The sequence below is a fragment of the Psychrobacter sp. UBA2514 genome (genome assembly GCF_002341255.1).
In the GTDB taxonomy this organism is placed as follows: domain Bacteria; phylum Pseudomonadota; class Gammaproteobacteria; order Pseudomonadales; family Moraxellaceae; genus Psychrobacter; species Psychrobacter pacificensis.
Genome location: NZ_DDNS01000048.1, coordinates 36,572 through 49,824 on the forward strand (window position 1 = coordinate 36,572; position 13,253 = coordinate 49,824).

Here is a 13,253-nt window from a genome sequence, read left to right on the forward strand (position 1 = left end):
AATAGGGACACGCCCTATTTTCAACCACACAAAAAAACCCAGCTATTAAGTAGCTGGGTTTTTCTTTTTAGTCTTTAACAGTTTTACGTGTTATTCACTATTATTTTCCAAATACGTGTACTGCTTTAATGTTGACAAACTCTTTGATACCAAAGCCGCCGTGCTCGCGACCATAGCCTGAGTTCTTCACACCACCAAATGGCAGTGCAGGATTGGCAAGACCGTAACCATTGATATAGACCATACCAGTATCGAATTGCTCACTGGCTAAACGAATGGCTTTTTCTTCATCTTTTGAGAAGATAGCGCCGCCTAGGCCGTAACGACTGTCATTTGCAATGCGCATGGCATCGTCGTCATCTTTGGCGCGAATCAATGACGCCACTGGGCCAAACAATTCGTCGTCGTAGGCAGGTTGACCTTTCTCGACATTTTCTAAGATAGTTGCTGGATAGAAACTGCCTTTACCTTCTGGTACTTTACCGCCAACAGCAATCGTTGCACCTTTTGCTACGCTTTGTTCTACTTGCTCATGCAACTGATCTCGCAAGTCTGCACGCGCTAATGGACCGATATCTGAGCTGTCATCCATTGGGTCGCCAGATTTTGTACCTTCAAATTTTTCTACGATACGCTTGCGGAATTCGTCATACACGCTATCGACCACGATAAAGCGTTTTGCTGCTACGCAAGTTTCACCGTTATTGACTAAACGGGCTTGGGTACAGGTCTCTACAGCGGTTTCTATATCGGCGTCTTCTAGTACGATAAAGGCGTCATTTGAACCGAGCTCTAGTACTGATTTTTTGATTGCTTTGGCCGCTTGTTGACCAACGATACGACCAGCAGTATCACTACCTGTGAGCGTTACGCCACGTACTTTGTCATTTTCAATCAATTTTTCTGATTGGTCATGATCAATCAAAATCGTACGGAACAAATCATTTGGCAGTTCAGACTCATGGAATATTTTTTCGATCAATAAGCCAGAACCTGTGACGTTTGCTGCATGTTTAAGCAGAACGCTGTTACCTGCCATCAAGTTAGCAATGGCATAACGGAATACTTGATACGCTGGGAAGTTCCAAGGTTGCATACCATAGATGACGCCGATTGGTTGATAAGTCACGATACCTTTTTTCATGCTTTCGATATCTCGCTCATCATCTGCAAGCGCAGCGACACCATTTTCAGCAGTGTAATCACAAATTGCTTTACAGAGATCTACTTCTTGCTGACTTTGACCATATAGCTTACCGCGCTCTTCGGTCATAAGCTTAGATAGCTCCTCCTTATACTCCATCAGTTTGTCACCGATGGTCTTGATGACACGTCCACGTTCTTCATGGCTCACAGTACGCCATTCTAAAAATGCATTATGTGACGCGTCGACAATCTTGTTAACTTCGTCATTGCTCATGTAATCATAATTTTTAATGTCTTCGCCCGTTGCTGGGTTAACAGTAGTAATATCTGACATGTAGATGTCCTTATTATTTGATTTTATATATTCAGTATTATTGTCACTTTTAATTGTTTGGTGTTACGTCTAATTGTTTGGTGTTACGTCGATAGGATAACTCAATAAATGAATCGATAAGTTTGTTTCTATCTGTGCTTATCATAACAAGGTATTTGGCGAAGAGTTTTACAATATATTGTGAAGTGTGTTGAAGATGTTAACAGTGTAACCGTCTTATTAAGAATAGCTAAATATTGAACAAGACTACATAGCGATACTAAACAAGAAAACCAGCCTAGTGGCTGGTTTGGCTCGTTGAATATACCAAATATAGGTTAAACAATAATATTCAAAGTGAGTTGATTACTTACTATAAGATACTTACTACTTTATAAAAACTCTTATTAAAACAAGTGATTAATCACAGGTATTTCTTGTGGTGGATTTTCTTCCTCAGCCACTACTTGCCGTGCCACATGCATGATTAATTGACGCAACCAACGGTGAGCAGGATGGTGCTGTAGCAATGGTGACCATGCCATGGTCAGCTCAAACTCAGGAATAAAAAACGGCGGCTCTTCCATGATAATACTGTCGTTATTAGCCTGCATACGAGCCACACGGGTTGGCAATGTCGCTATCAAGTCTTTATTTGCGGCAAGCATGGCTGGCATCTGATAATGACGAGTGAAGACACTAATTTGGCGTTTTTGGCCCAAACGTTGCAATGCCTGATCAATAGATCCTAGGCCACCTGATTTTTCTGGATTAACCCCAAATCCCACGCCCATCCCTGTTTTAGATACCCAAACATGTTGCGCTTTAAGGTAGTTTTTCAGATTAAAGCGGTTGGCATAAGGACTTTCAGACGATAGCAAGCAACTAAACGTATCACGCCATACCAATACCTGATGAAAGCTCTGTGGTATCTCATTAAAACGATTAATCGCCAAATCAACACGCCCCTGCTCCATATCGCGATAAGAGACATCTGAGGGTGTCAAAAAATCCAAAATGACGTTGGGTGCTTCCGAACGTAGTGCCTTCACTAGCCTCGGTACCAAAGTCGCTTCGGCATAATCTGATGTCATGATTCGAAAAACACGAGAGGTACTATAAGGACGGAATTCGGTACGCGGCTCTAGTACTTGAGTCAAATCTGCAAGTATCTCACGGATGCGTGGCTGCAACTCAAGGGCGCGCTCAGTCGGTGTCATCCCTTCAGAGGAGCGCACCAGCAATGGATCATTAAATAACTTACGCAGACGGCGTAAGATATTGCTCATGGCAGGCTGGGTGATACCAAGCTGCTCAGCTGCGCGAGTGACGTTTTTTTCTCGTAGCAACACATCTAGATGGACTAATAAATTTAAATCAACCCGCTGCAAATTCATATGTATTTCTCTTAGCTTTTAAAAGATAAGCACCACGGCATGCTTGGTGTTATCAGTACTGAAATGGTGATTTTCGATCTAGGACCGCATAATTTTGCGAATTTTTATTGGTTTTACCGCAAAAGATACTCAGCATAACTCAATTTCATCACCATAAGATACTGTTATAACTACATTATAACCTATAAAAATACTAAAGATAAGTATCATAAATTAGATAAATCTTGGTAAGGCAGTTATAGTGAGTTCCATAAAGGATTTGCGGTACAGACCACAAACCTGAGTTTTACGAACGGGTTATCGTCCAGAAAACAACATAGTTAAATAGCATAGTAACGGTTTATCTCGACAGTGAAACACTACCAAGTGTCAGTATAATTGTAACATCTCTTGTTGCTAATTATGACAACGCTGTTTATTAAATGCTCAAACACCTTTGATAGACATGGACAAGCTGAATCAACACTATACATCAGTAATTATTTGTCAACTGCTGAGTTCAGCAATCTTCTTGTATTCATGCACAGGTTTGTTTAGGGTAAAGAAGACCTTTACGAGGTATTGATAGCATCACTACCAAATTTATTGATAACGCAAATTATTACTTTAACGCTCAATTTATTATTTTTTACACCCTACCAAGGAGACTATAGATGTCAACTGCATATAAATCAGCGATCGACCTAGTACGTGAATTAAAGCAAAAGCACGGCAACTGGCAGAACATTAGCGAGACTGATGCCGCACGTATGATGTCACAAAACCGCTTTAAAACGGGCTTGGATATCGCAAAGTATACTGCAAAAATCATGCGTCAAGACATGGAAGATTATGACAATGATACGTCTCAGTATACACAGTCTCTAGGTGCATGGCATGGTTTTGTGGCACAGCAAACCATGTATGCCAAGAAAAAATACTTCGGTACGACCTCTAAAACTTATATCTATCTTTCAGGTTGGATGGTAGCGGCGTTACGCTCTGAGTTTGGTCCATTACCTGACCAATCTATGCACGAAAAAACATCCGTACCTAAGCTAATCGAGGAAATCTACACGTTCTTGCGTCAAGCTGACGCTAAAGTATTGAACGACTACTTCCGTGAGCTAAATGCTGCTGAAGAAGCGGGTCAAGACACCTCAGCTATCCTAGAAAAAATCGAAAACTTTGATTCACATGTTGTGCCAATCATCGCTGATATCGATGCAGGTTTCGGTAACGAAGAAGCGACTTACCTATTGACTAAGCAAATGATCGAAGCTGGTGCTTGTGCTATTCAGATCGAAAACCAAGTATCTGATGTGAAGCAGTGTGGTCACCAAGCGGGTAAAGTGACTGTACCGCACGAAGACTTTATCGCCAAACTAAACGCCATCCGCTATGCATTCTTAGAGCTTGGTGTTGAAGACGGTGTTATCGTTGCTCGTACTGACTCTGAAGGCGCATCGTTGACGCAAAAAATCCCAGTATCAAACGAACCAGGTGATCTTGCTTCTAAGTACATCGATTTCCTTGAAGTTGAAGAGATTGAAATCGACGAAGCAAAAGAAAATGACATGCTGCTTAAACGTGATGGCAAATTGGTACGCCCAGTACGCCTAGCAAACGGTCTGTACCAATTCCGCGAAGACACCAACATCGACCGCGTTGTACTTGACTGTGTAACGGCTCTTGAAAACGGTGCTGACTTACTATGGATCGAAACACCGACTCCAGACGTAGCACATATCAAATCAATGGTTGACCGTATTAAAGAGCAACAGCCTAAAGCCAAGCTTGTATACAACAACAGCCCATCATTCAACTGGACGCTTAACTTCCGTAAGCAAGTCATCGCGAAATGGGAAGAAGAAGGTAAAGACATCTCTGCATACAATAAAGATGACTTGATGAGTGCTGACTACGACGGTACTGAACTTGATGCAGCAGCTGACGTTGCCGCTAAGAACTTCCAACGTGATGCGTCACGTGAAGCTGGTGTATTCCATCATCTAATCACGCTACCGACTTACCACACGACTGCTCTTAGCGTTCATGAACTTGCTAAAGGTTACTTCGGTGAAGAAGGCATGCTTGCTTATGCAGCTGGCGTACAACGTAAAGAAATCCGCGAAGGCATCTCTTGTGTTAAGCACCAAGCAATGGCTGGTTCTGACCTTGGCGATGACCACAAAGAAATCTTCTCAGGTGACAACGCACTAAAAGCTGGTGGTGGCAAAAACACGATGAACCAGTTCTAATAAACCCTAGACTAGCAGTACGTACTTAAAAAACCGCCCTATATCATGTAGGGCGGTTTTTTATTGCGGTTTAAATAATCAGAGAGTGGTAGACTAATAATTATCAAGCAAAACCGTCAATCAAAGCCATCAGTCAGAATTATTAGGAGCCAATATGCAAGAGATAGAGCTGAAGTTTTTAGTACCAGAGTCACGTCTAAAGGGTTTAATGCGGCAAGTAAAAGTTAAATCTTCCCAAGTGACGCAACTGGCTGCACATTACTACGATACTCCTGACCAGCAGCTTGCACAGGCAGGTATCGGTCTGCGTATTCGCAAAGAAGGCGATACTTGGGTACAAACCATCAAAGCTGGTGGCGATGGCATTGCCGCTCGTTTGGAGCACAACGCTGTGTTAGATGACAAGCAAGTGCAGGAAATGCTTCATAATAATGGGCTGATGCCTGATTTGACGATATATGCAGAAACTCCTGTCGCCTCTGCGCTGACTAATTTTAAACTCAAAAAGTTAGCACAAAACCTAACACGACTGTATGTCACCAACGTCGAGCGCACCACGCGCTTACTGATAGAAGATAGTAGTGACGAAACAAATAGTTGTATCGAGATGGCTTACGATCATGGAGAAGTTGTCCATGGTACTGATGACTCTCAGCGAAAAACCATTCAGGAGATAGAGTTCGAGTTGGTGTCAGGAGATTTAGATTTTTTGTTTACGACAGCCAAAACATGGTGCAAACGTTACAAGCTGTGTCTATCTACCGTGACCAAAGCTGAGAACGGTGGCTTGCTCATCAACGGACAGAACCACAGTCCAGCAGTTGGCGCTGACCTAAGCCAACTAGATTTGAACAAAGACAGTAGCATGCCCGCCTTTATACGAGCAGCCGTACATAACTGTCTATTACAGATACTGCCAAATAGCAGTGCTATCGTCGCTGGAAGCATTGATGACGAGCATGTTTTGCAGGTAAGCATTGGTCTTGAGCGCTTGCAGGCTGCGTTAACAGCATTTGATAGCTTTTCTGACGAGATCAATCCTGACTGGCTACCGATACTAAAGCAAACCTCGTCGTTGCTGGACAATTATTACCAACTCACTCATATCAATACCTATATCGAGCCTGAGCTACAGGCACTCGGAGCCCCTGCTGTTGATTGGACGACAGATATCGAGAACATAAAAATCACACCGATCAATACACTCCGAGCCAATGACTTTCAGCTCACCTTGCTAGAGCTGATTGCCTTTACCATGAGTGACCCTAGTATTGAGCCTCAAACGGATAAACTTGCTCTCGACAAGCTAGCAAAAATTCTATCGAAACAATATAACAAGTGCCTCAAAGCAGATAAAGAAACTGATGAAGTAAGCAGTACCGAGCTTGGGAGCGATGATGTAAATGTTGATATGGATATCTCTGAGGATAATCAAGACGAAGCGCTACTATGCGATCACTTAAAAGCGTTACGCTATATAAGTGAGTTCTCTGCGCCTTTGTTAAGTAAGAAAAAAGCCAAGAAGAAAACCAAGCGTTGGTTAAAGCGTCTGATAAAAGCGCACATAGCGCTAGAGCAACGCAATGATGACAATCAATATCAACAGTTCTATGCCCTAAAATCAGCGAAAGATACCAATGCTCTATATGGTGCAGGTTGGTTTGCTGCCATGCTCACCGATGACCCAATTTATATCGAAACGCGTTTGGCTAAATTTAAAGACAGCTCAACATTTTGGTAAAACGTATTACTCGGTAAAGATACCTCGATAAAGATACATTGCTTAGTAAAAAGGACAGCTTTTATCAATGAAGCTGTCCTTTTTTATAGATAAACCATTTTATTCTTCGCTTCGATCTTATCGTTCAATATTTATATTCACTACCACCCTTAGCCGTCATCGGATTTTTTGGCTCAAATACCGATAAGTAAATATGCTATAGAAATGTAGAAATAATAAGCACAATTAATCTTAGTTAATCTGCAACGATCATTACCGGCATACCCTCTTCGACTTGCTCAAATAATTCCACGATATCTGTATTACGCATACGTATACAGCCATGTGAAAGCGGTATACCCATCGGCTCAGTATCTGGTGTGCCGTGGATATAGATGTAGCGCTCATAAGTATCACAGCCGCCTTGACTGTTGCTACCTTTATTCGAGCCTTCTTCCAAACCGCTCAACCAAAGAATACGGCTCAGTATCCAATCACGCTTGGGATGTAACGTGCTAAGAGTGGCATCATACACCTCGCCAGTCGGCACACGGCCCACAAACACAGCATTCATAGGCTCACTGCCGCCTATTTTTTTTGCAATGATATGCTGACCAAGTGGCGTGCAACCACTATCTTGCTGACTACCGATGCCATTTTTTGCCGTAGAGACGGTATATTCAGTGACCTCAGCTTGCTGCTTATGCATTGTTAATGTCTGCTTAGCAATATTAATCACTAGATGTTTATTAAAAGTTTCATTATTCGTCATAAATGCTTCCCGCTATCAATCATCCATAAGATAACTGTTAAGGTAATTAGTAAAACTGATTCAAAATTTCTATTATCAAGGGATTGTGTCAATGCTTTTGGCACCGTAATATAGAGGCACACTTTTTGATGCTAGCAGATTATGACGACTATTTCACCGACACGTGTGTCGATGTATGATTTTTTATATCATGATACCAAGCCTATGCTGCCACTTTTGGCTGATGCCGCACAGCTCTCATTGCCACAAGCGAGGCTGGCAATGGATGCCAGTCTACAAGCTATTGTGAGCGCGCTTCTTGCCTATCAGCAGCAACATCAAGAACAAGCACTCAGTAAAAGACTATTTGGACGTGCTGCTGTCAAAGAGTTACGACAATATAACTCCATGAATTTTGCGACTCTTAAGGCGACGTTATATCACCGAAACGATGCAGCAGATGCCGTTTTTAATAACAGCGCCCGTGTGATAAAAATCAGTGATCATATTGCTGAAGATATTCAAGCAAAAACGCAGCAAGTTCAAATCTTACTCACCTCTTTATGCGTGATTGTCCTTCGAGAACTGGCCATCTTGACAGAATACAGTCAACTCGATAGTGACGAGATGAATAAATGGTTTGCCCTACAGCCACAGTTTTTGTCCGCAGCACGCTTTAACAATGTACAAACGCAAGCAGTGCCTACTCTTGAGTCAGAGCGTGCTAACAGCGAGCCGGCCACACTGACAGAGTCTGTAGAAAACAAAAAGTCTTTGGAAAATCATGCGCAGAGTGTAGAACTCAAACTATTACACGCTGAGCAGCTATCAAGCACCCCGCCACCTTTTGATAGCCACTGGTACGAGTTGACAGGGTTCGAGCCTAAAAACCATGAGCCTGTACAAGACATGCAATTGGCAACGGGTAATTACCTAAAAGCTATTGGACGCTCACCGGAGAACTTGCCGCAGGGTCGTCACAACGACATGCTAGTATTTGAAGAGATGCATGCTATTGCTTTGCCACATCAGCGCTGGTTATTACAGCTGGCGAAAATCTCTGATATCTATCTCAGCAGAAACCGGCTGCGCATTAACTCTGAACCTGCCAATCCACCAAAGCCGCCTTTAGTAAGCTTAGGATTGATCGGTGGCAATAATGACAACACGCCAGCGACAACGAGCGACAAGCCGATAGAATATGACGCTTCCACACCGCTTTGGAAAAACCCTGTCATTCTTATTATTATACTTGTCATCGGTGTACTGGGGGCGCTCGCTACGCTCAAATATCAATCGCAAAAGTCTGATGGCGTCGTGCTCGCCACCGAAGAAATATTAGCACAAGATATCACTGATGAGCGGCAGCAACAAGATGTCGCTATTGTGAGAGTGGACGATAAAGAGTCTGATACGGCAGAGACAGCACAAGCTCAATAAAGACATCTGCTTTTAATAAACTAATGTTCAAAACAGAGTCTTGATAGAAACGCATCAGCCATAAAAAAAGAGGCGCTATTTATATAGGCCTCTTTTTTATTGCTGTTGAGCTAAATAGTTAATTAACTATGTATAATCGAAACGCTTATTTAGACAAATCGCGACCACGGCTAGCTTCGATAGCCAAACGCAGACCATTTAGACGGATAAAACCTTCTGCGTCTTTTTGATCGTAAGCACCTGCATCATCTTCGAAAGTTGCAATTTTTTCGTCAAATAACGAATCATCTGACTTGCGACCGACGACGCTCACAGCACCTTTGTATAATTTTACACGTACCGTACCGTTGACGTATTCTTGTGATTTGTCAATCAATGCCTGTAGCATCATACGCTCAGGGCTGAACCAATAGCCATTGTAGATGGTTTTTGCATAGCGTGGCATGAGCTCATCTTTTAGGTGGGCAGCTTCACGATCAAGCGTTAGTGACTCGATACCGCGATGGGCTTTTAGCATAATTGTGCCAGCTGGCGTCTCGTAGCAACCACGTGACTTCATGCCAACATAACGGTTTTCAACGATATCTAAACGGCCGATACCATGTTTACCGCCGATTTCATTCAGCTTAATCATGACTTCATAAGGCTTTAGGGCTTCGCCATCGATAGCAACGATATCGCCTTTCTTGTATTCTAGTTCTAGATATTGCGCTTCATCAGGCGCGTCTTCTGGGCTGACAGACCAGCGCCACATGTCTTCTTCTGCTTCAGTGTACGGCTCTTCTAGAACACCACCTTCATAAGAGATATGTAACAAGTTGGCATCCATTGAATAAGGAGATTTTTTCTTATTGCCTGCATAATCAATAGCGATGTCATGCTCTTTGGCATATTGCATTAAGCTTTCACGGCTTGATAAATCCCACTCACGCCAAGGAGCAATCGTTACCACGTCTGGTGACAAAGCGACAGCACCTAGCTCAAAACGAACTTGGTCATTCCCTTTACCAGTTGCGCCATGACTGATGGCATCGGCATTGTGTTCTTTAGCAATCTCAACCAAACGCTTTGCGATTAGTGGACGAGCGATAGACGTACCGAGTAAATACTCACCTTCATAAATGGCATTGGCACGGAACATCGGGAATACGTAATCACGGGCAAACTCTTCACGCAAATCTTCGATATGGATGTGCTTGATACCCATTGCTTGAGCTTTGGCTCTTGCTGGCTCAACTTCTTCGCCTTGACCGATATCAGCGGTAAAGGTGATCACTTCCGCATCATAGGTTTCTTGCAGCCATTTAGCGATGATTGAGGTATCAAGACCACCTGAGTATGCCAATACGATTTTATTAATATTTTTTGGATCAAGTTGAGCCATGAAAAACTCCTGTTATGAGAATTTAGTTTTAGTAAACGCGCTAAGATCAAATCGTAAGCAAGTTAAAAAGAAATTACCTGCTCAGTGTACATCATATTTACTATAGGCAAAAGTCTAACTGCCATAAGGCGTGTGCTTTTGGCTTAAATCTTAAAAAGGGTTAAATAGTACTCAATGAATTATGTACAGATATTTCGCCTTATATTTAGTCAACTGGGCAAATCTGTTATGATAGTCGCACAGTATTATCCTCTTTTTTTCCTTTATTTGACGATATAGAGCGCTTTGACACTATGACTGATTCGATTAGAGAATTAACCATCCTTCAGCCAGATGATTGGCATATTCACTTGCGCGACTATCAGGCTTTGAGCACCACTGTGCCGCACGCAGCAGGTAGCTTTAACCGTGTGATCTGTATGCCAAACCTGGTGCCGCCAGTCAAAAATGCACATGATGCGCAGGCCTATCGCGCGCGTATCATGGAAACTTTGGCAGCAAGCGATTTAAGTCTTGAGCGAAAATCAGCCTTTGATCCACGTATGACTCTGTACTTAACGGACAATACCACTGCTCAAGATATCGAATTGGCCGCACAGTCAGGCATCGTACAAGCGGTCAAACTTTATCCTGCTGGAGCGACCACCAACTCTGCCGATGGTGTGACCAATATCAATGCCTGTGTCGATGTATTTGAAGCACTAGAAAAGCACAATTTACCACTATTGATACATGGTGAAGTGACGCAAGACCATATAGATATCTTTGATCGCGAAAAACGCTTTTTAGATGAAGTGTTGGCGCAAATCATCGTCAAATTTCCAACATTAAAAATCGTGGTAGAGCATATAACGACCAGCGATGCAGCAGATTTTGTATTGGCTCAAGGCAACCATGTTGCTGCTACTATTACGCCGCAGCATTTAATGTTTAATCGCAACCATCTATTAGTTGGTGGTATCAAACCGCACTTTTATTGCTTACCTATCTTGAAGCGTGAAAGCCATCAAAAAGTCCTGTTGGATGTGGCCACGAGTGGTAATCCAAAATTCTTCTTGGGTACCGACTCTGCGCCACATGCTACCGACAAGAAAGAAGCCGCTTGCGGCTGTGCTGGTTGCTATAGTTCAGCAACTGCCCTGCCGTTATATGCCACTGCGTTTGATAGCGTTGGCAAAATAGATAAGCTAGAAGGATTTGCCAGTCGCTTTGGCGCGCAGTTCTACGGTCTACCTCTAAACGAGAGTACCATTACACTTGTCAACACGCCTATGCAAGTACCAAACGACTACCCTTACTTTGATGGTGCATCATTAACGCCGCTCATGGCAGGTGAAACGTTACCTTGGTCGCTTAAGATTTAGTAGCCACACAGCCTAGCACTAACAAAGCAACCTATTATTTTTTCTATAATGCCAATGATACCTTTGTACTAAACCTCATTAGTGCAAAGGCGTTATCGATGTTATGAAATAATGATGTGCAATTCCATATACCAGCACGACTGATAAAAGTGATTGAACTTGATATGACCAATCAAAATACAGCAACCTTGCCTGACGCAGATGTCTCAAATTCCACGGATGACGACCTGAACGTAATTCCAAGTGCTGCTACTGAAGACAAGGGCGACGATGAGCAAACACCCTTGAGTCTAAAAGACCGATTTCGTAAGTTTTTGCCTGTCGTCGTCGATGTCGAGACAGCGGGTTTTAACTCTCAGACTGATGCGCTATTAGAAATCGCCTGTATCCCTGTACTACTTGATGAACATGGCGTATTTTACCCAGGTGAGGCATTCAATGCGCATATTGAACCATTTGAAGGGGCAAATTTAGAGCCCAGTGCCCTTGCCTTTACTGGCATCGATCCTAACAACCCAATGCGCAAAGCCATTGCTGAAGATGAAAAAACGGCCCTTCGCCGTATCTTCAAAGGCTTAAAAGAAGTACGCCGCGAAGAAGAGTGCCGTCAATGTGTTCTGATTGGACACAACGCGCATTTCGATTTGGCATTTCTAAATGCAGCTGTGCTACGTACCAATAGTAAAAATCACAATCCTTTTCACAATTTTTCAGTGTTTGATACCGTGACTTTGTCTGCACTGGCATTTGGACAAACTGTACTAGCACGGGCATGTAAGGCAGCAGGACTCGAGTTTGATGGTAAAAATGCTCACTCAGCACTGTATGACACTCAAAAGACAGCCGAGCTGTTCTGTCACATACTCAATAATTATCCTATGCTCGCTAATGCGATGCACAATGAAGAAGCTACAGAAGCATCAGCTGATAACGATAGTGAATAAGTCACATATCATATATTGCCAATCATAAATAATAGTGCTATTTGTAATATTTGATGACTTTGACATCTTGATTTGATAATCAATAGGGATATGATTGATATCACGATAAGCAGATGGAATTATTTTGTATAATAATAAATGTCATATTTTTGGACGGCTAATATGACTACTTAAGATGAATGTCGCGCTTAAGCGATGCAGTTATATCCTATAGATAGTTCAAGTTGCTCACTCTGCCTTGTTAGCGAATACTATCGAGGCCTAATAGGAGGGACTTTATTATGGATCCACAACTTAAGTTATGGGGAACCATCCTAGGCTATATGTTGCTCGCTTTAACTATTAGTGTTTGTACTTCCCTATGGATTCGGTATCATTTAAAGCGCAATGGTCTCCATCCTCGCCGTGCAATTAAAAAAAGATATTTAATTTTAAAAAGACGTAGAAAAAGGCTTGACAGGAAACGCAGACGCTACTAAAATACGCACCACTTCAGCATAAATGGTGAAAACAGTTGAAGTGTTGTTACTAGTCCCCATCGTCTAGAGGCCTAG

The 13,253-nt window shown here is 42.6% G+C and carries 9 protein-coding genes; 5 read left to right on the forward strand and 4 right to left on the reverse strand.

What is annotated here, in order from left to right; translation table 11 throughout:
* Positions 1–100 precede the first annotated feature (100 nt).
* Together B3V51_RS11565 and B3V51_RS11570 are read right to left on the reverse strand one after the other, a co-directional pair.
* The gene (locus B3V51_RS11565; protein ID WP_186473912.1) at positions 101–1,480 is read right to left on the reverse strand and encodes an NAD-dependent succinate-semialdehyde dehydrogenase; all 1,380 of its coding nucleotides are present in this window, start codon (positions 1,478–1,480) and stop codon (positions 101–103) included.
* Positions 1,481–1,866: 386 nt separating this feature from the next.
* A complete protein-coding gene (locus tag B3V51_RS11570; RefSeq protein ID WP_071002118.1) occupies positions 1,867–2,856 on the reverse strand; it encodes a LysR family transcriptional regulator in 990 nt (329 codons plus the stop codon).
* Between the two features lie 653 nt (positions 2,857–3,509).
* On the opposite strand from B3V51_RS11570, the gene B3V51_RS11575 reads away from it, so the two are divergent.
* Together B3V51_RS11575 and B3V51_RS11580 are read left to right on the forward strand one after the other, a co-directional pair.
* Entirely contained in the window at positions 3,510–5,096 is a 1,587-nt protein-coding gene (locus tag B3V51_RS11575) for an isocitrate lyase (RefSeq protein WP_071002119.1), read from the forward strand.
* Between the two features lie 154 nt (positions 5,097–5,250).
* Entirely contained in the window at positions 5,251–6,837 is a 1,587-nt protein-coding gene (locus B3V51_RS11580; protein ID WP_093071326.1) for a CYTH and CHAD domain-containing protein, read from the forward strand.
* A 235-nt stretch (positions 6,838–7,072) separates the two neighbouring features.
* On the opposite strand, the gene B3V51_RS11585 is transcribed toward B3V51_RS11580, so the two are convergent.
* Positions 7,073–7,588 carry a L,D-transpeptidase gene (locus B3V51_RS11585; RefSeq protein WP_093071327.1) on the reverse strand — a complete coding sequence of 172 codons (516 nt, stop codon included), beginning with the start codon at positions 7,586–7,588 and terminating at the stop codon, positions 7,073–7,075.
* Between the two features lie 141 nt (positions 7,589–7,729).
* Between B3V51_RS11585 and B3V51_RS11590 the strand changes: the two genes are divergently transcribed.
* A complete protein-coding gene (locus B3V51_RS11590) occupies positions 7,730–9,007 on the forward strand; it encodes a hypothetical protein (RefSeq protein ID WP_093071328.1) in 1,278 nt (425 codons plus the stop codon).
* 145 nt (positions 9,008–9,152) lie between these two features.
* Here B3V51_RS11590 and B3V51_RS11595 read toward each other — a convergent pair whose 3' ends face one another.
* Positions 9,153–10,391 (reverse strand): argininosuccinate synthase, encoded by a 1,239-nt coding sequence (locus B3V51_RS11595; RefSeq protein ID WP_093071329.1) that lies wholly within the window; start codon positions 10,389–10,391, stop codon positions 9,153–9,155.
* Between the two features lie 293 nt (positions 10,392–10,684).
* On the opposite strand from B3V51_RS11595, the gene pyrC reads away from it, so the two are divergent.
* Entirely contained in the window at positions 10,685–11,755 is a 1,071-nt protein-coding gene (pyrC, locus tag B3V51_RS11600; protein WP_093071330.1) for a dihydroorotase, read from the forward strand.
* A 164-nt stretch (positions 11,756–11,919) separates the two neighbouring features.
* The gene (gene rnt, locus B3V51_RS11605) at positions 11,920–12,699 is read left to right on the forward strand and encodes a ribonuclease T (protein ID WP_223333204.1); all 780 of its coding nucleotides are present in this window, start codon (positions 11,920–11,922) and stop codon (positions 12,697–12,699) included.
* Positions 12,700–13,253: the final 554 nt, after the last annotated feature.

Bases quoted from the DNA above. Each gene is read 5' to 3' on its own strand.
- B3V51_RS11590 (WP_093071328.1), top strand. From the start codon at position 7,730: ATGACGACTATTTCACCGACACGTGTGTCGATGTATGATTTTTTATAT.
- B3V51_RS11595 (WP_093071329.1), bottom strand. From the start codon at position 10,391: ATGGCTCAACTTGATCCAAAAAATATTAATAAAATCGTATTGGCATAC.
- rnt (WP_223333204.1), top strand. From the start codon at position 11,920: ATGACCAATCAAAATACAGCAACCTTGCCTGACGCAGATGTCTCAAAT.
- B3V51_RS11565 (WP_186473912.1), bottom strand. From the start codon at position 1,480: ATGTCAGATATTACTACTGTTAACCCAGCAACGGGCGAAGACATTAAA.
- B3V51_RS11575 (WP_071002119.1), top strand. From the start codon at position 3,510: ATGTCAACTGCATATAAATCAGCGATCGACCTAGTACGTGAATTAAAG.
- pyrC (WP_093071330.1), top strand. From the start codon at position 10,685: ATGACTGATTCGATTAGAGAATTAACCATCCTTCAGCCAGATGATTGG.
- B3V51_RS11580 (WP_093071326.1), top strand. From the start codon at position 5,251: ATGCAAGAGATAGAGCTGAAGTTTTTAGTACCAGAGTCACGTCTAAAG.
- B3V51_RS11585 (WP_093071327.1), bottom strand. From the start codon at position 7,588: ATGACGAATAATGAAACTTTTAATAAACATCTAGTGATTAATATTGCT.
- B3V51_RS11570 (WP_071002118.1), bottom strand. From the start codon at position 2,856: ATGAATTTGCAGCGGGTTGATTTAAATTTATTAGTCCATCTAGATGTG.